Genomic DNA, 18,029 nt, shown 5'->3' on the forward strand with positions numbered 1-18,029 from the left:
GAGTACTCGCGTTTGTCAACGCGTTCATGAAAGCTGGGGACAGTCATGTCCGAGAGCCCACCCGAGACCAGCCCACCCCGGAGCAGCCCCCCCGAGACCGGCCCGTCCGGAAGCAGCGGGTCCGGAAGCAACCTCTCCGCAACCAGCCCGTCCGGGAGCACCACATCCACGGCGCCCGGCGACCCCAAACCGCGCCGGCGGCAGGCGCGCGGCGAGCGCCGCATCGCCGAGCTGCTCCAGGCCGCCGCGAACGTCTTCTGCGCGCAGGGATACACGGCGACCAGCACCAACGCGATCGCCCGGGAGGCGGGCGTCTCGCCCGGCACGCTCTACCAGTACTTCCCCAACAAGGAAGCCATCGCCGTCGAGCTCGGCGACCGCCTCCTGCACCGGATGCGAGAGGCCCACGGCCAGGCGTTCACGCCGGAGAACCTCGCACTGCCGCTGCCCGCGCTGCTCGACGCGGTCGTCGACCCACTGATCGAGTTCAACTGCCGGAACCCGGTCTTCCTCGCCCTGATGCACGGCTCGGAGATCCCGGGCCGGATCGCGGAGGAGCACGACGCCCTGCACGCCTCCCTGCTCGCCCGCATCAGGGACCTGCTCGGCCACTACCTCCCGGACCTCCCCGCCGCGGAGAGCGCCCGGATCGCGGATATGACCTTCGCGGTCTTCAAGGGCGGTCTCGCGCTGGTGCTCGCCGCGCCCGAGGGGCCCGAGCGGGACGCCACGGTCGTCGAGCTGAAGCGGGTCCTCCTGCGCTATCTCGACCCGGTCATCGGCGACGCGACAACGACCGGCCCGCCACCCGAGAACCGCACCGGACACACTGAGTGGATTCATACCCCCTAGGGGTATAGGCTGTGCAAGGGTACGACCCAGAGCCAGAGCCAGAGCCAGAGCCAGAACCAGCACCAGAACCAGCACCAGAACCAGAACCAGCCTCGAAGAGGAGAACGTCATGACCGCCGAGACGAAGACCGAACTTCCCCAGGTCGCCAGCGGCTGCTGCTCGTCGACCGGCTCGTGTCACGACGGCGCGGCCGAGATCCCGGCGGGCGGTGTCACCACCGTCTACCAGGTCAAGGGCATGACCTGCGGCCACTGCGAGGGCGCGGTCTCCAGCGAGATCTCCGAGATCGCCGGCGTCTCCTCCGTCACGGCCGTGGCCGCGACCGGCCGGGTCACCGTGGTCTCCGAGGCCCCGCTCGACGAGGACGCCGTCCGCGCCGCCGTCGACGAGGCCGGCTACGAACTGGTCGGCCAGGCCTGAGGCCCGCCTCCGGCATACCCGGCAGGGCCGTACCGTTACGACAGTACGGCCCTGCTCCCTTTTGGAACCGCACATGACCTCCAGCTCCGCCTCCGCCACCCCCGCCCTCTCCACCGAGCTGATCATCGGCGGGATGACCTGCGCCTCCTGCGCGGCCCGCGTCGAGAAGAAGCTCAACCGCATGGAGGGCGTCGCGGCGACCGTCAACTACGCGACGGAGAAGGCGAGGATCGAGCACGCGGCCGAGGTGGAGGTCGCCGAACTGATCGCGACGGTCGTCAGGACCGGCTACACCGCCGAGGAGCCCCCGCCGCCGGAGCCCGCACCCGAACCGGAGCCCACACCCCGACCGGTGCCGGAACCGAAGCGGGAGCCGGCCCCGGAGCTCGACGCGCTGCGTACGCGCCTGACCGTCTCGGCGGTCCTCTCCGCCCCCGTCGTCCTGCTCGCGATGGTCCCGGCCCTCCAGTTCGACAACTGGCAGTGGCTCTCGCTCACCCTCGCCGCCCCGGTCGTCGTCTGGGGCGGGCTCCCCTTCCACCGGGCCGCCTGGACCAACCTCCGGCACGGCGCCGCCACCATGGACACGCTCGTCTCGGTCGGCACCCTCGCCGCCTTCGGCTGGTCGCTCTGGGCGCTGTTCTTCGGTCACGCGGGCATGCCCGGCATGCGTCACACCTTCGACCTCACCGTCGGCCGCGCGGACGGCGCCGCCACCCTCTACCTGGAGGTGGCGGCCGGCGTCATCACCTCCCTCCTGCTCGGCCGCTATCTGGAGGCGCGCGCCAAGCGGAGAGCCGGCTCGGCACTGCGCGCGCTGATGGAGCTGGGCGCCAAGGACGTGGCCGTCCTGCGGGGCGGTACGGAAGTACGCGTACCGGTGGCCGCCCTGCGCGTCGGTGACCTCTTCGTCGTACGGCCCGGCGAGAAGATCGCCACCGACGGGACCGTCACCGAGGGGCTGTCCGCCGTCGACGCCTCCCTGCTCACCGGCGAGTCCCTCCCGGTCGACGTGACGGCCGGGGACCCCGTGACGGGCGGCTGCCTCAACACCACCGGCCGGCTGGTCGTGGAGGCCACCCGCGTCGGCGCGGACACCCAGCTGGCCCGGATGGCGAAGCTGGTCGAGGACGCGCAGAACGGCAAAGCCCAGGTCCAGCGGCTCGCCGACCGGATCTCCGCGGTCTTCGTGCCCGTGGTACTGCTCCTCGCGCTCGGCACCCTGGCGACCTGGCTGCTGGTGACCGGCGACAGCACGGCGGCGTTCACAGCCGCCGTGGCCGTCCTGATCATCGCCTGCCCGTGCGCCCTGGGCCTGGCCACCCCGACCGCCCTCATGGTCGGCACCGGCCGCGGCGCGCAGCTCGGCATCCTGATCAAGGGCCCGGAGGTGCTGGAGTCCACGCGGCGCGTCGACACCGTCGTCCTCGACAAGACCGGGACGGTCACCACCGGCCGGATGGCACTGCGAAAGGTGTACGGCTACGCGGGTGAGGACGAGGCCGACGTGCTGCGTCTCGCCGGCGCGCTGGAGCACTCCTCCGAGCACCCGGTCGCCCGCGCGGTCGCGTCCGGCGCCGCCGAGCGGCTGGGGCTGCCGGTGGGAGAACTGCCCGTACCGAAGTCGTTCGAGAGCGTGCCCGGTCTCGGCGTGCGCGGCTCCGTCGACGGACACGAGGTCCTGGTGGGCCGCGCGGCCCTCCTGGAGGCCGCGGAGATCGAGGTGCCCGGGCCGTCGGCGCCGGGTGCCGTGCATGTCGCCTGGGACGGGCGGGCCCGCGGCTTCCTGACGGTCGCCGACGCGGTCAAGGACACCAGCGCCGAGGCGGTGGCCCGGCTGCGCGCCCTCGGCCTGGCACCGGTCCTGCTGACCGGGGACGACCGGTCGGTCGCCGAGACGGTGGCGGCCGAGGTGGGCATCCCCGCGGACCGGGTCTTCGCCGAGGTGCTGCCGCAGGACAAGGTCGACGTGATCCGGCGTCTCCAGGCGGAGGGCCGGACGGTCGCGATGGTCGGCGACGGCGTGAACGACGCCGCCGCGCTCGCCACCGCCGATCTGGGCCTGGCGCTGGGCACGGGCACGGACGCCGCCATCGAGGCCGGTGACCTCACTCTCGTACGAGGGGACCTGCGGGTCGCGGCGGACGCCATCCGCCTCTCCCGTCGCACCCTGGCGACGATCAAGGGCAACCTTGGATGGGCCTTCGGCTACAACGTCGCGGCCCTGCCCCTGGCAGCCGCCGGATTGCTCAACCCCATGATCGCGGGACTGGCGATGGCGTTCTCGTCCGTTTTCGTCGTGACGAACAGCCTTCGTCTGCGGCGGTTCACGTGAATTCACCTACACGTGACGCACAGGACCTTCACAAAGAGACCTAGATCACAGATATTTAGGGGTAACCATTCGGGCTGTTCGCGAGTCTAAGTGGGCGATGCCAAGAACGTCTTGGGGGACGTTCATGGGACGTCTTGGGGGATGTCCCAGGCAAGCGTTGGCCGGGGCACGTGCACGGGGAGCTTTGAGCGGCCCTCCCGTACGTACCCCGGCGGACCGCGCCGACCCGCGTAGCTTCTGCTGAACCCGGCAGACGCCCGGCCCGGATCCCGTGGGGGGAATCCGCACCGGGGATATGGGAAGCGCCCCGCTCACCGACCCGTGGGGGGATCGGTGGCGGGGCGCTTTTCGTCGCCCGAGAGGCCCGGGGCCCGAGGCGCGGCGGGCCCGAAGGTCAGCGGCCCTCGACCGGAACGAAGTCGCGCAGGACCTCGCCCGTGTAGATCTGGCGCGGGCGGCCGATGCGGGAACCCGGCTCCTTGATCATCTCGTGCCACTGGGCGATCCAGCCCGGGAGACGGCCGAGCGCGAAGAGCACGGTGAACATCTCGGTCGGGAAGCCCATCGCGCGGTAGATCAGACCCGTGTAGAAGTCCACGTTCGGGTAGAGGTTGCGCGAGACGAAGTAGTCGTCGGAGAGCGCGTGCTCCTCCAGCTTGAGCGCGATGTCCAGCAGCTCGTCGGACTTGCCGAGGGCCGAGAGGACGTCGTGCGCCGCCGCCTTGATGATCTTGGCGCGCGGGTCGAAGGACTTGTACACCCGGTGGCCGAAGCCCATCAGGCGGACGCCGTCCTCCTTGTTCTTCACCTTGTTGATGAAGGAGTCGACATCGCCGCCGTTGGCCTGGATGCCCTCGAGCATCTCCAGGACCGACTGGTTGGCGCCACCGTGCAGGGGGCCCCACAGGGCGGAGATGCCGGCGGAGATCGAGGCGAACATGTTCGCCTGGCTCGAACCGACCAGACGGACGGTCGACGTCGAGCAGTTCTGCTCGTGGTCCGCGTGCAGGATCAGCAGCTTGTCGAGCGCGGAGACCACGACCGGGTCCAGCTCGTACTCCTGTGCCGGGACCGAGAAGGTCATGCGCAGGAAGTTCTCGACGTACCCGAGGTCGTTGCGCGGGTAGACGAAGGGGTGGCCGATCGACTTCTTGTACGCGTACGCCGCGATGGTCGGCAGCTTGGCCAGCAGCCGGATCGTGGAGAGGTGGCGCTGCTTCTCGTCGAACGGGTTGTGGCTGTCCTGGTAGAACGTGGACAGCGCCGAGACCACCGAGGACAGCATCGCCATCGGGTGGGCGTCGCGCGGGAAGCCGTCGAAGAAGCGCTTGACGTCCTCGTGCAGCAGCGTGTGCTGGGTGATCTCGTTCTTGAAGGTCGCGAGCTCGTCGACCTTGGGCAGCTCACCGTTGATCAGCAGGTACGCCACCTCGAGGAAGGTGGAGCGCTCGGCCAGCTGCTCGATGGGGTAGCCGCGGTACCGCAGAATGCCCTGCTCGCCATCGAGGTAGGTGATCGCGGATTTATAGGCGGCGGTGTTGCCGTATCCGCTGTCCAGGGTCACCAGACCGGTCTGGGCTCGGAGCTTCCCGATGTCGAAGCCCTTGTCGCCGACGGTGCTTTCGACCACCGGGTAGGTGTATTCACCGTCCGCGTACCGCAGTACTACAGAGTTGTCGCTCACGTCATCCCTCACCGACGTAGTGCCTCTTCTTCGAGGTGCCCTGACTGTCTCTACCATCCCCCATTTGGCTCAGGAGAGTGCACTCGGGGTCGACCATTGGGCCATTTGGCGGCACTCAGTGCCGCCAACCTGCTCATCTTGCCCCCTTCGCCCCGCTTCCGGTAGTCCGGGGTGCCCTTTCACACGACCGGAGGCCCGAGAACGCCCCTTCGCGTCACCGGGCGGCGGAGCCGGCGCCGGCGAGCCGATGGGCCAGCGCCGTACAGCGTCGGCCCGCGGAAACCGTACGGACGGCCTGGCCGATCGCCTTCCGGGAGCCGACCAGGACCACCAGCTTCCTGGCGCGAGTGACAGCGGTGTAGAGCAGATTCCGCTGGAGCATCATCCAGGCGCTGGTGGTGACGGGGATCACGACCGCCGGGTACTCGCTGCCCTGCGATCGGTGGATGGTGACGGCGTAGGCGTGGGCGAGTTCGTCCAGCTCGTCGAAGTCGTACGGCACCTCCTCGTCCTCGTCCGTGCGCACGGTCAGCCGTTGCTCCACGGTGTCGAGCGAGGTCACGACGCCGACGGTGCCGTTGAAGACGCCGTTGGCGCCCTTCTCGTAGTTGTTGCGGATCTGCGTGACCTTGTCGCCCACGCGGAAGACACGGCCGCCGAAACGCTTCTCGGGGAGGTCCGGGCGGGCCGGGGTGACGGCCTGCTGGAGGAGTCCGTTGAGCGCGCCGGCGCCTGCCGGGCCCCGGTGCATCGGGGCGAGAACCTGCACGTCCCGGCGGGGGTCGAGGCCGAACTTGGCGGGAATTCGTCGTGCCGCGACCTCGACGGCGACCCGCGCCGCGTCCTCCGTCTCGTCCTCCGCGAAGAGGAAGAAGTCCGGCAGGCCGTTCGTGACGGGCGGAAGCCCGGCGTTGATCCGGTGGGCGTTGGTGACCACACCCGACTGCTGGGCCTGACGGAAGATCCGGGTCAGCCGGACCGCCGGCACCGGGCTGTCCGGGGCCAGCAGATCGCCGAGGACCTCCCCCGCGCCCACCGAGGGCAGCTGGTCGACGTCCCCGACCAGGAGGAGGTGGGCACCGGGTGCCACGGCCTTCACGAGCTTGTTGGCGAGGAGCAGATCGAGCATGGACGCCTCGTCCACCACGACCAGATCGGCGTCCAGGGGGCGGTCCCGGTCGAAGGCCGCGTCGCCGCCCGGCTTCAGCTCCAGAAGCCGGTGGACGGTGGACGCCTCGGCGCCGGTCAGCTCGGCGAGCCGCTTCGCGGCCCGGCCGGTGGGCGCGGCCAGGACCACCTTCGCCCGCTTCGCCCGGGCCAGCTCCACGATCGACCGGACGGTGAACGACTTGCCGCACCCCGGCCCGCCCGTCAGGACGGCGACCTTGCGGGTCAGCGCGAGCCGGACCGCCTCCTCCTGCTCGGGCGCCAGAGAGGCCCCGGTGCGGTCGGCCAGCCACGCCAGGGCCTTGTCCCAGGCCACGTCACGGAAGGCCGGCATCCGGTCCTCCTCGGTCCGCAGCAGCCTGCCGATCTGGGCGGCCAGCGAGATCTCGGCGCGGTGGAACGGAACCAGATAGACGGCTGTGACCGGCCGCCCCTCGGGGCCGGGCACCGGCTCGCGCACCACCCCCTCGGGGTCCTCCGCGAGCGCGGCGAGGCACTCGATGACCAGGCCGGTGTCGACCTGGAGCAGCTTCACGGCGTCGGCGATCAACTGCTCCTCGGGCAGGAAGCAGTGCCCCTGGTCCGTGGACTGCGACAGGGCGTACTGCAGCCCGGCCTTGACCCGGTCGGGGCTGTCGTGCGGGATGCCGACGGACTGGGCGATCTTGTCGGCGGTCAGGAAGCCGATGCCCCAGACGTCGGCGGCCAGCCGGTAGGGCTGGTTCCGCACGACGGAGATCGAGGCGTCCTCGTACTTCTTGTAGATCCGCACGGCGATGGAGGTGGAGACCCCGACACCCTGGAGGAAGACCATCACCTCCTTGATCGCCTTCTGTTCCTCCCAGGCCGCCCCGATCAGCTTCGTCCGCTTGGGACCCAGCCCGGGCACCTCGATGAGCCGCTTCGGCTCCCGCTCGATGACGTCGAGGGTGTCGGTGCCGAAGTGCTCGACGATCCGCTCGGCGATCTTCGGCCCGATGCCCTTGATGAGACCGGAACCGAGATAGCGGCGGATGCCCTGGATGGTGGCGGGCAGAACGGTCGTGTAGTTCTCGACCGTGAACTGCTTGCCGTACTGCGGATGGGAGCCCCAACGGCCCTCCATCCGCAGCGACTCGCCCGGCTGCGCGCCGAGCAGCGAGCCGACCACCGTGAGGAGATCCCCGGCGCCACGGCCGGTGTCGACCCGGGCGACGGTGTAGCCGTTCTCCTCGTTGGCGTAGGTGATCCGCTCGAGAACGCCTTCGAGCACTGCCAGATGGGACATGCGCCGACGGTAGCGAACGGGTCGGACAACGGGACCTCGGGAAGGAGCGGGCAGCGCCCGCCCCGACCTTGTCAGATCGCCAGATACCTCCTCGCCGTCTCCTCCAGGACCTCCACCCCGTCCCCGGCCCACAGGTCGTCGTTGAAGAGTTCCACCTCGATCGGGCCGTCGTACCCCGCCTTGTCGACGAGGTCGCACCACCAGCGAAGGTCGATCGCGCCGTCGCCCAGCTGGCCCCGGCCCGTGAGGACGCCCGCCGGGAGGGGGGTGGTCCAGTCGGCGAGTTGGAAGGTGTGGATACGGCCCGAGGCGCCCGCCCGGGCCACCGCCGCGGGGGCCCGGTCGTCCCACCAGATGTGGTACGTGTCGACGGCCACGCCGACCTGCTCAGCCGGGAAGCGCTCGGCGATCTCCAGCGCCTGGTCGAGGGTCGAGACCGCGCAGCGGTCCGCCGCGTACATCGGGTGCAGGGGCTCGATGGCGAGGCGGACGCCCCGTTCCCCCGCGTACGGGGCGAGTTCGGCGATCGCGTCGGCGATCCTGGCCCGGGCCCCCGGCAGGTCGCGGCTGCCCGGGGGCAGCCCGCCGGAGACCAGGACCAGGGTGTCGGTGCCGAGGAGCGCGGCCTCGTCGATCGCCGCCCGGTTGTCGTCCAGCGACTCGGCGGTCGTGAAGAAGCCGCCCCGGCACAGGGTGGTGACGGCGAGCCCCGCGTCCCGTACGAGCTTGGCCGTGGCCTCGATTCCGTACGCCTGGACCGGCTCGCGCCACAGGCCGATGCCCGGGACGCCGAGCCGTACGCACTGCTCCACCAGCTCGGGCAGGGTCAGTTGCTTCACCGTCATCTGGTTGACGCTGAAGCGGGAGAGGTCGGTCACTGAGGAACTCCGTACACCGTGAGCAGGGACGCCATCCGGGATGCGGCCAGCTCCGGATCGGGGAACAGGCCGAGGCCGTCGGCCAGTTCGTACGCGCGGGCGAGGTGCGGAAGGGAGCGGGCGGACTGCAGGCCGCCGACCATCGTGAAGTGGTCCTGGTGGCCGGCCAGCCAGGCGAGGAACACCACACCCGTCTTGTAGAAGCGGGTCGGGGCCTGGAAGAGGTGGCGGGACAGCTCGACCGTCGGGTCCAGGATCTCCCGGAAGCCCTTCACGTCGCCGGTGTCCAGGACGCGTACCGCCCGCGCCGCGAGCGGCCCCAGCGGGTCGAAGATGCCGAGCAGGGCGTGGCTGAACCCCTGGTCGTCACCGGCGATCAGCTCGGGGTAGTGGAAGTCGTCGCCCGTGTAGCAGCGCACGCCCTCCGGGAGACGGCGGCGCAGGTCGATCTCGCGCTGGGCGTCGAGGAGGGAGACCTTGATGCCGTCGACCTTGTCCGGGTGGGCCGCGATGACCTCCAGGAAGGTCTCGGTCGCGGTGTCGAGGTCGGCCGAGCCCCAGTAGCCGTCGAGCGCCGGGTCGAACATCGGCCCCAGCCAGTGCAGGATCACCGGCTCCGACGCCTGTCGCAGCAGATGGGCGTACGTGTCCAGATAGTCGTCCGGGTCCTCGGCGGCGGCCGCCAGGGCGCGCGAGGCCATGAGGATGGCCTGGGAGCCGGTCTCCTCGACGAGGGCGAGCTGCTCCTCGTACGCCTGGCGGACCGTCACGAGGTCGGCGCTGGCGGCGGCGAGCTGGTCGGTCCCGACGCCGCAGGCGATCCGGCCGCCCACCGCCTTGGCCTCGGCGGCCGAGCGGCGGATCAGCTCGGCGGCCCCGGCCCAGTCCAGGCCCATCCCGCGCTGGGCGGTGTCCATCGCCTCCGCGACGCCGAGGCCCTGGGCCCACAGGTGGCGGCGGAAGGCGAGGGTGGCGTCCCAGTCGACGGCGGCGGGCGAGTCGGGGGTGGTGTCGGCGTACGGGTCGGCGACGACATGGGCGGCGGAGAAGACGGTACGGGAGGTCAGCGGCCCGGTCCCGGCAGGGGCCGGCGCCTGTGCGGGGCGCGGCGTGTACTCCCGTACGCCTCCCCCCGGCCGCGGCAGGCGGATCACAGCGCGATCTCCGGGACCTCCAGGCGGCGGCCCTCGGCGGCCGACCGCAGGCCCAGCTCCGCGAGCTGCACACCGCGCGCGCCCGCGAGCAGGTCCCAGTGGTACGGCTCCCCCAGGACGACATGGCGCAGGAACAGCTCCCACTGCGCCTTGAAGCCGTTGTCGAACTCGGCGTTGTCCGGCACCTCCTGCCACTGGTCGCGGAAGGACTCGGTGACGGGGATGTCCGGGTTCCAGACCGGCTTGGGGGTGGCCGAGCGGTGCTGGACGCGGCAGTTGCGCAGACCGGCGACGGCCGAGCCGTGCGTGCCGTCGACCTGGAACTCGACCAGTTCGTCGCGGTTGACGCGGACCGTCCAGGAGGAGTTGATCTGGGCGACCACCCCGCCCTCCAGCTGGAAGATGCCGTACGCGGCGTCGTCGGCGGTCGCCTGGTACGGCTTGCCCCGCTCGTCCCAGCGCTGCGGGATGTGCGTGGCGACGTGCGCGGTGACGCTGGTGACCCGGCCGAACAGCTCGTGCAGGACGTACTCCCAGTGCGGGAACATGTCGACGACGATGCCGCCGCCGTCCTCCGCGCGGTAGTTCCAGCTGGGGCGCTGGGCTTCCTGCCAGTCACCCTCGAAGACCCAGTAGCCGAACTCGCCGCGTACGGAGAGGATCTCGCCGAAGAACCCGCCGTCGATGAGCCGCTTCAGCTTCAGCAGGCCGGGGAGGAAGATCTTGTCCTGCACGACGCCGTGCCGGACTCCGGCGTCGCGCGCGAGGCGGGCGAGTTCCAGGGCGCCGTCGACGTCCGTGGCCGTGGGCTTCTCGGTGTAGACGTGCTTGCCGGCGGCGATGGCCTTCTTGATGGCCTCGACACGGGCCGAGGTCACCTGGGCGTCGAAGTAGAGGTCGACCGTGTCGTCGGCGAGTACGGCGTCGAGGTCGGTCGACCACTCGGTGAGGCCGTGGCGCTCGGCGAGCGCGCGCAGCGCGTGCTCGCGGCGGCCGACGAGCACGGGCTCGGGCCAGAGGGTCTCGCCGTTGCCGAGGTCGAGACCGCCCTGCTCGCGCAGGGCGAGGATCGAGCGGACGAGGTGCTGGCGGTAGCCCATGCGTCCGGTGACGCCGTTCATGGCGATCCGGACCGTCCTGCGTGTCACGAAGTTTCCCCTCCACACCAGAATGGATCAGCGCGATAGAAAGCGCTTTCTACACGAGATGACGCTAGCCTGCCGACAACACGCCGGACAAGGGGTCGGCCCCCGTCACCTCGGAGGTACGCGATGACCGTCACGCTCGCGGATGTGGCCGCGCGGGCCCAGGTGTCCCCCGCGACCGTCTCCCGCGTCCTGAACGGCAACTACCCGGTCGCCGCGTCGACGCGGGAACGGGTGCTGCGGGCGGTGGACGAACTGGACTACGTACTGAACGGGCCCGCGAGTTCGCTCGCCGCCGCCACCTCCGACCTGGTCGGCATCCTCGTCAACGACATCGCCGACCCCTTCTTCGGGATCATGGCCGGCGCGGCGCAGAGCGCGATCGGGGAGGGCGCCTCGGGCCGGGCCGGTGGCGAGAAACTGGCCGTCGTCTGCAACACCGGCGGCTCCCCCGAGCGCGAGCTCACCTATCTGACCCTGCTCCAGCGCCAGCGGGCCGCGGCCGTCATCCTGACCGGCGGATCGCTGGAGCTGCCCGACCACATGGCGGCGGTGGCGGCCAAGCTGACGAAGCTGGCGGACGCGGGGACCCGGGTCGTGCTGTGCGGGCGGCCGCCGGTGGCGGGGGACGCCAGCGCGGCGGCGCTCACCTTCGACAACCGGGCGGGGGCGAGGCGGTTGACCGAGCACCTGCTGGGGCTCGGCCACCGGCGGATCGGTTACGTGGCGGGGCCGGCGGACCGGACGACGACCCGGGAGCGGCTGGAAGGGCACCGGGAGGCGATGATCGCGGCGGAGCTGGACGAGGGGGCGGAGGGGCTGACGGTCCACGGGTCGTACGACCGGCGTTCCGGTTACGACGCGACGCTCGAACTCCTGCGCAGGGAACCGTCGCTGACAGCGGTCGTCGCGGCGAACGACACGGTGGCGCTGGGCGCGTGCGCCGCGCTGCGGGACCGGGGCCTGAGCATCCCGGGCGACGTCTCGGTGGCGGGCTTCGACGACCTGCCCTTCTCGCTGGACGCGGTGCCCGCGCTGACGACCGTACGGCTGCCGCTGCACGAGGCGGGTGCCCGGGCGGGTCGCCTGGCGATGGGCACGGAGGCGACACCGCCGGGCGGCATCGCGACGATCGCGGGAGAGCTGATGGTCCGGGACTCGACGGCGCCGCCACGGGAGTGACGGGAGCCCGGGCGGGAACCCCGGCGGCCCCGGGGACCAGGAGCCCAGGAGACCCTCGGCCGCACTCTGGAGGGCCGGGGAAGACCAGGAGCCCAGGAGGCCCTGGGCCGGGCCCCGGAGAGCCACGGGGACCAGGAGCCCAGGAGACCCTCGGCCGGGCCCCGGAGGGCCGGGGGCTCGGGAGCCCGCATGCCGGACCCCGGGCCACCCCGGTGCCCCGGCTACGCCGGCGAGGTCCGCGGTGTCAGGCCCGTGGCCCTGAGGACCGCGTCGACCGTTTCGTCGACGGAGAGGGCCGCGTTGTCGATCCAGACGCCGTCGCCCGACAGTTCCGCACGCATCGCCTCGTCCAGGAAGGCCCAGTTGGTCGTCAGGCGCTTGGCGCGGGCGTTGTTGCGCTCCCAGGCGGTGTCCGGGCCCGGGGCCAGGAAGACCGTGTGGAGCGGTCCGGACCCCAGGGCGGACCGGTAGAAGTCGAGATGGGTGCGGCGCACGACGACGTCGTCGACGACCGGGAGGAAGCCGGCCGCCGTGAAACTGTCCGCGAGCGCACAGGCGTTGCGGGCGCGGAGGAAGATCTGCCGGTCGGCCTCCGGGTCGTGTTCGGGGCTCGGCCGGCGGCCGCCCCGCACGATCAGCTCCTGGAGCTCGTCGACCTCGATGTGCGCGGATCTCGCGAACCGCGCCGCCAGCGCGGCCGCGACCGTCGACTTGCCGCTGCCGGGGATACCGCTCAGGAGGACGACCCCGGGAGCGGGCTCACGGTCGATCGGGACGAGATCCAGGGACATGCGGGGGCCTTGGGATCGAGGTCGGTGCGGACGCCGTCAGGGTACGGCTACAGGCGCTTGACGCAGGAGCCCGGATTCGGGGAGTCGACGATGTACTCGGCGTGCAGCAGGTAGTCGCGCGGGCCGCACGACGCCGACTCCGCCACCCGGTACTCGGCCAGCGGAGAGCCGCAACCCACCTTCTCCAGTCGCTGCTCGGGCCACTCCGCCGAGTTGCGTACGCAATCGCCCACGGACAGCGCGACCGGCTTGTCGCCGTCCCCGACGACCAGGCCGATGACCACGAGCGCCGGAATCGCCAGCAGGAACAGCGCGATGGGGGTGAGGATCAGCATCGCCGGCCCGCGGAACAGGACTCGCTTGCCCGGGTCGAGCGGCTGCCGGGAGGCTCCGTACGGTTCGGGCAGCCGGCGCAGCGCGCCGCGGGCGCCGAGGACGTTCCCGAGGACCACGAAGGGCGTGACGAAGAAGGAGAGAAGGCCCCACCAGCCGGTCACCAGCGTGTCGGAGGTCATCTGCCGGTAGAGGGAGAGCCCGCACGTACGACAGAAGACGCCCCGCCGCGTGACCGTGCGCATGATGACGACCACGCCTTGATGGGAACGGATGGTCACGCCGGCCGCGGGCTGAGCACCGCAGACCTGGCAGACGTGCCCGGCCGGGCCGGGCGGCCCCGGCTGCCCGGGGAACTGCCCCGGGGAGCCGTACGGTCCCTGGTACGCGTGCGGTTGCGGATACGGTTGCGCGCTCGGATAGGGATGCGTGTTCGGATACGGGTGCGGCTGCGGATACCCCTGGGCGGAAGGGTGCGGTTGCTGTTGCGGATGCGGAAACGTCATGGTGCGGGGTCCCCGTTCGTCGTCGGAACCAGCACCTTAGCGGCAGGTTCGCCATGCTCACGTCCGGGCCTCGCCGGCCTCCCCGGCCCCCGCCCGTAGGACGTCAGCGCCGCTCCGTTCAGCCGGCCGGGCCGTTCGCCGAGCGCGACGAAGGCGAACAGGAGCGTGAAGACCGCCTGGATCCGCAGGACCAGGGAGGAGAGTCCGGCGGGGCACCGAGGTCCATCCCGGCGGAGGTACGTCTCGAGGAGCGGCGCGGCCCGCCGCCCGGCGATCACGGGGACGGTCCGCGCGCTCCAGGAGCTGTGGCCGGCGGTGGCGGCGGCGGTCCCCTCCGAGGCCGTCTGACGCACTCTCCCGCGACCGGCGTGCGCGACGCGGATCCTGCGCAGGTGCTTGACCTGGCAGTTACTTTCGGGCTATCCGTGACTCCTTGGAAGTTTCCTTCAACCTTGCACGGCCGGAAGGAGCATCAGTGCACCACCGCGCCACCTCCAGACGCACCCTCCTCACCGTCACCGCCGCCGCCGCGGCCGCCGCCGTCACCGGAGCGACAGCACCGCTCGCACACGCGGGGACCGACGACCGCGACCTTCGCCGGCTCATCTCCCGCATGTCGCTGGAGGAGAAGGTCGGCCAGCTCTTCGTCATGCGGGTCTACGGCCACTCCGCCACCTCCCCCGACCAGGCCGACATCGACGCCAACCTCAAGGAGATCGGCGTCCGTACCGCCGCCGAGCTCGTGGAGCGGTACCACGTCGGCGGGATCATCTACTTCACCTGGGCCCACAACACCCGCGACCCGCACCAGATCGCCGATCTCTCCAACGGCATCCAGAAGGCCGGTCTGGCCCAGCCCACGCCCCTCCCCCTGCTCATCTCCACCGACCAGGAGCACGGCATCGTCTGCCGGGTCGGCGAACCCGCCACCCTCCTCCCCGGCGCGATGGCGCTCGGCGCCGGAGGCTCCCGCTCCGACGCCCGCAAGGCCGCCCAGATCGCGGGCGCCGAACTGGCCGCCGTCGGTATCCGGCAGAACTACGCCCCGGACGCCGACGTGAACGTCAACCCCGCCAACCCCGTCATCGGCGTGCGCTCCTTCGGCTCCGACCCGCGGGCCGTCGCCGCTCTGGTCGCCGCCCAGGTCAAGGGCTACCAGCGGGCCGGGGTAGCGGCGACCGCCAAGCACTTCCCGGGCCACGGCGACACGGCCGTCGACAGCCACTACGGCCTGCCGACCATCACCCACACCCCCGAGGAGTGGGCGGAGCTGGACGCGCCGCCGTTCCGCTCCGCGATCGCCGCCGGGATCGACTCGGTCATGACCGCGCACATCGTGGTGCCCGCGCTCGACCCGAGCGAGGACCCGGCGACCCTGTCCCGTCCCATCCTGACCGGCATCCTGCGCGAGAAGCTGGGTTACGACGGCGTGGTGGTGACGGACTCGCTCGGCATGGAGGGAGTCCGGACGAAGTACGGCGACGAACGCGTGCCCGTCCTCGCGCTCAAGGCCGGTGTCGACCAGCTGCTCAACCCGCCGAAGCTGGACATCGCCTGGAACGCCGTCCTCCGGGCCGTCAAGAACGGTGAGCTGACCGAGGACCGGCTCGACGAATCGATCCTGCGGATTCTGCGGCTCAAGGCGAAGCTGGGCCTCTTCAAGGATCCGTACGTCACACACGCCGGGGTGGACCGGACGGTCGGCATCCCCGCCCATCTGGCCCACGCGGACCGGATCGCCGAGGAGACCACCACCCTCCTCCTCAACGAGGGCGGATTCCTGCCGATCAGCCGGCGCACCCACGGCAACGTGCTGGTCGTCGGCGCCGACCCGGCCTCACCGTCCGGCACCACCGGGCCGCCTACCACCACCCTCGCCCAGGCGTTCGACGAACTCGGCTTCACCGCGAGGGCGTTGTCCACCGGCATCACACCGACCGCCGCGAAGATCGACGAGGCGGTGGCCGCGGCGGCCGGCAAGGACGTGGTCGTCGTCGGCACGTACAACGTCGGCGCGACCAGCCCGCAGCGCACGCTGGTCTCCCGGCTGGTGGCGACGGGCGTCCCGGTCGTGACGGTGGCGATCCGCAACCCGTACGACATCGCCCGGCTGACCGGGCAGCGGGCCACCCTCGCCGCCTACTCCTGGACCGATGTCGAACTGCGGGCCGCCGTCCGGGTCATCGCGGGCGCGGCCCGGCCCCAGGGCCGGCTGCCCGTCGCCATACAGCGGGCGGACGACCCGGCGAAGGTGCTGTACCCCGTCGGTCACGGCCTGTCGTACACGTAGTACGGCGAAAGGGCCGCGCCCGGGAGCTTGCACAGCCCCCGGGCGCGGCCCACCGCCTGCGTCAAGGGCGCAGGCCGTGCTCCCGGCTCAGCTCCTCGTCGGCCGGCTTGTCGAGCCGGGCGTCGAAGCGGGCCAGCGGTCGCGCCGCCTGGGCGGTCTGCGCGTCGACGCCGGCCCAGGCGAGGATGCGTGCCGTGGCCTTGGCGCGCTCGTCCTCGACGAGGGCCTCGACGTTGGCTCCGTGGTTGGCGCCCGGGGCGGTGTAGACATAGCTGTCACGCGCGCCCTTGCCGAGGCGGAACGGTTCCGCGCTCCAGGGGTCGTTGCCGCCGTTCACGAACATCATCTGGTGGGCGTTCTTGCGGACCCAGTCGTCCACGTCGCGCATCACCCACGGCTTGAACTTCATCGGGATCTCGCGCGGCACGAAGTTCCGGGCGGGCTGGTAGCCGTACCGGGACAGGCCCTCCAGGTGCGGCTGCTTGATGGTGGGCGAGCCCAGTTCGGTCGCCGCCTGGTAGAAGTACGGGGTGTACGGCGCCAGGCCCTGGTCCGTGTAGAAGGACCAGCCGGAGTAGGCGTCGATCGTGTCGTAGACCTCGTCGTCGCTCGCCGTCCGCGCGTCCGGGACGGAGCCGCAGACGTCCTCGCCGTAGTACTGCCAGAAGCCCCAGACGAAGTCGAGGACGACGGCCTCGTACGCCTTGTCCAGCGAACCGACGGTCCGGAAGGTGGCGCCCTCGGACGCGGCCCACTCCTGGTACTTCTTCTGCAGCGGCTCCCGGCGGATCAGCGCCTCGCGCTGCATGGCGTTGAGCCGGTCGCGGCACTCCTTCGTGCCGACGGTCTCGAAGAACCGGTCGTACGCCGAGTCCTCCTTGTTGACCACGTCGTTGGGGGCCACGTAGGCGACCACGCCGTCCATGTCACGCGGGTAGAAGCGCTCGTAGTACGTGGCCGTCATGCCGCCCTTGGAGGCACCGGTGGAGAGCCACTTCTGCCCGTAGACCGTCTTCAGGGCCGTGAAGATGCGGTGCTGATCGCTGGCGGCCTGCCAGATGTCCAGCTTGGACCAGTCGGCGGGCTGCGGGCGGGACGGCGTGAAGTAGCGGTACTCCATGGAGACCTGGTTGCCGTCGATGATCCGGGTGGGCTCGCGCCGGCTGGGGGTGGTGCTCAGGCCGTATCCGCTGGTGTGGAAGACGGTGGGGCGGCTCGTGTCCTTGTGGAGGAGGGAGAGCCGCTGCTTGAAGGTGCCCGCCGACGGGCGTCGGTGGTCGACCGGCTGGGTGTACTCCAGGACGAAGAAGCGGTACCCGGCGTACGGCTTCTCCTCGATCAGGCTCATCCCGGGGATCGCCAGGATCCGGTCCTTGATGTCCGTACTGTTCGCGGTGGCGGACGTACGGTCGGCCGACGCTCCGCCGAACGTGCCGGTGGCCGGCTCCGCGGCGGTAGCCGCACCGGTCGCACCGACGGTGCCTATGAGCACCGTGAGCGACAGCAGCCATCTCAGCGACTTGCGCATTCACCCTCCCCTTGATTCACAACGGTGTCGCGAACCTAGCGGGGGCAACGTGCGTACCGCCAGACCTGGTTGGCCCTTACCTCTGTGTCAGCACAGGATCCATCCCGTCGATCCGCTCCGGCCGGCGACGGAACCGGAGGCACGGACGCAGCGGTTGAGGGCGTGGACGGTCACGGGGCCGGCCTGGCGGGTGAAGCGGCCGCTGTCGACGGCGGCGCGGCCGCCCCGGGGCTGGAGCGAGACGGACATCGGGCGGCGGACGCCGGGAGACTTGGCGACGGTGAGCGCGCACACGTACTGGCGGCTCTTGTAGAGGCGCAGCTCGCCGGTGGCGAAGGGGATCGTCTTCGTGGGACGGCCGGCGCAGAGGGAGGCCGCGGCGGCGGATGCCGTGCCGGGGCCGGCGAGGGTGAGGGCGCCGGCGGCGAGCAGCAGCGTGAGCAGGTGCGCCAGCAGCCTCGTGCCGTGCGCTCTCCCCGTGGTCCCACCGAACATA

The 18,029-nt window shown here is 71.3% G+C and carries 14 protein-coding genes and 2 pseudogenes; 6 read left to right on the forward strand and 10 right to left on the reverse strand.

What is annotated here, in order from left to right; genetic code table 11:
- Positions 1 to 45: 45 nt before the first annotated feature.
- From ABZY12_RS25050 to ABZY12_RS25060, 3 genes are all read left to right on the forward strand, one after another.
- Positions 46 to 852 carry a TetR/AcrR family transcriptional regulator gene (locus ABZY12_RS25050; RefSeq protein ID WP_356893996.1) on the forward strand — a complete coding sequence of 269 codons (807 nt, stop codon included), beginning with the start codon at positions 46 to 48 and terminating at the stop codon, positions 850 to 852.
- A gap of 109 nt (positions 853 to 961) precedes the next feature.
- A complete protein-coding gene (locus tag ABZY12_RS25055) occupies positions 962 to 1,273 on the forward strand; it encodes a heavy-metal-associated domain-containing protein (protein ID WP_356893998.1) in 312 nt (103 codons plus the stop codon).
- 73 nt (positions 1,274 to 1,346) lie between these two features.
- Positions 1,347 to 3,608: a heavy metal translocating P-type ATPase gene (locus ABZY12_RS25060; RefSeq protein ID WP_356894000.1), complete on the forward strand. Its 2,262-nt coding sequence runs from the start codon at positions 1,347 to 1,349 to the stop codon at positions 3,606 to 3,608.
- Between the two features lie 394 nt (positions 3,609 to 4,002).
- Here ABZY12_RS25060 and ABZY12_RS25065 read toward each other — a convergent pair whose 3' ends face one another.
- From ABZY12_RS25065 to ABZY12_RS25085, 5 genes are all read right to left on the reverse strand, one after another.
- Positions 4,003 to 5,292 carry a citrate synthase gene (locus tag ABZY12_RS25065; RefSeq protein WP_352190558.1) on the reverse strand — a complete coding sequence of 430 codons (1,290 nt, stop codon included), beginning with the start codon at positions 5,290 to 5,292 and terminating at the stop codon, positions 4,003 to 4,005.
- A gap of 214 nt (positions 5,293 to 5,506) precedes the next feature.
- Positions 5,507 to 7,726 (reverse strand): ATP-dependent RecD-like DNA helicase, encoded by a 2,220-nt coding sequence (locus ABZY12_RS25070; RefSeq protein WP_356894003.1) that lies wholly within the window; start codon positions 7,724 to 7,726, stop codon positions 5,507 to 5,509.
- 71 nt (positions 7,727 to 7,797) lie between these two features.
- Entirely contained in the window at positions 7,798 to 8,571 is a 774-nt protein-coding gene (locus tag ABZY12_RS25075) for a sugar phosphate isomerase/epimerase family protein (RefSeq protein WP_356894089.1), read from the reverse strand.
- A 29-nt stretch (positions 8,572 to 8,600) separates the two neighbouring features.
- A complete protein-coding gene (locus ABZY12_RS25080) occupies positions 8,601 to 9,758 on the reverse strand; it encodes a dihydrodipicolinate synthase family protein (RefSeq protein WP_356894005.1) in 1,158 nt (385 codons plus the stop codon).
- Complete coding sequence (locus ABZY12_RS25085; RefSeq protein WP_356894007.1) at positions 9,755 to 10,906, reverse strand: Gfo/Idh/MocA family oxidoreductase; 1,152 nt, start codon at positions 10,904 to 10,906, stop codon at positions 9,755 to 9,757. The genes ABZY12_RS25080 and ABZY12_RS25085 overlap by 4 nt, the downstream gene beginning before the upstream one ends.
- Positions 10,907 to 11,029: 123 nt before the next feature.
- On the opposite strand from ABZY12_RS25085, the gene ABZY12_RS25090 reads away from it, so the two are divergent.
- Positions 11,030 to 12,085, forward strand: a complete 1,056-nt coding sequence (locus ABZY12_RS25090; protein WP_356894009.1) for a LacI family DNA-binding transcriptional regulator — start codon at positions 11,030 to 11,032, stop codon at positions 12,083 to 12,085.
- A 221-nt stretch (positions 12,086 to 12,306) separates the two neighbouring features.
- On the opposite strand, the gene ABZY12_RS25095 is transcribed toward ABZY12_RS25090, so the two are convergent.
- The 3 genes and pseudogenes from ABZY12_RS25095 to ABZY12_RS25105 all read right to left on the reverse strand — a co-directional run.
- Positions 12,307 to 12,876 (reverse strand): AAA family ATPase, encoded by a 570-nt coding sequence (locus ABZY12_RS25095; protein ID WP_356894011.1) that lies wholly within the window; start codon positions 12,874 to 12,876, stop codon positions 12,307 to 12,309.
- Between the two features lie 47 nt (positions 12,877 to 12,923).
- Positions 12,924 to 13,454 (reverse strand): hypothetical protein, encoded by a 531-nt coding sequence (locus ABZY12_RS25100; RefSeq protein ID WP_356894013.1) that lies wholly within the window; start codon positions 13,452 to 13,454, stop codon positions 12,924 to 12,926.
- A 380-nt stretch (positions 13,455 to 13,834) separates the two neighbouring features.
- Positions 13,835 to 13,927, reverse strand: a pseudogene (locus tag ABZY12_RS25105) (EamA family transporter); the annotation flags it as partial.
- A 10-nt stretch (positions 13,928 to 13,937) separates the two neighbouring features.
- Between ABZY12_RS25105 and ABZY12_RS25110 the strand changes: the two are divergent.
- A pseudogene (locus ABZY12_RS25110) lies at positions 13,938 to 14,063 on the forward strand (LysR family transcriptional regulator); the annotation flags it as partial.
- Between the two features lie 127 nt (positions 14,064 to 14,190).
- Positions 14,191 to 16,005, forward strand: a complete 1,815-nt coding sequence (locus ABZY12_RS25115) for a glycoside hydrolase family 3 protein (RefSeq protein ID WP_356894015.1) — start codon at positions 14,191 to 14,193, stop codon at positions 16,003 to 16,005.
- A gap of 61 nt (positions 16,006 to 16,066) precedes the next feature.
- Here the strand turns inward: ABZY12_RS25115 and ABZY12_RS25120 are convergent, their stop codons facing one another.
- Positions 16,067 to 17,533, reverse strand: coding sequence for an aminopeptidase (locus ABZY12_RS25120; RefSeq protein ID WP_356894017.1), 1,467 nt, complete (start codon positions 17,531 to 17,533; stop codon positions 16,067 to 16,069).
- Between the two features lie 87 nt (positions 17,534 to 17,620).
- A complete protein-coding gene (locus tag ABZY12_RS25125; RefSeq protein ID WP_356894019.1) occupies positions 17,621 to 18,028 on the reverse strand; it encodes a hypothetical protein in 408 nt (135 codons plus the stop codon).
- Between the last annotated feature and the right edge of the window lies 1 nt (position 18,029).

Source organism: Streptomyces sp. NPDC006551, assembly GCF_040611675.1.
GTDB lineage: Bacteria > Actinomycetota > Actinomycetes > Streptomycetales > Streptomycetaceae > Streptomyces.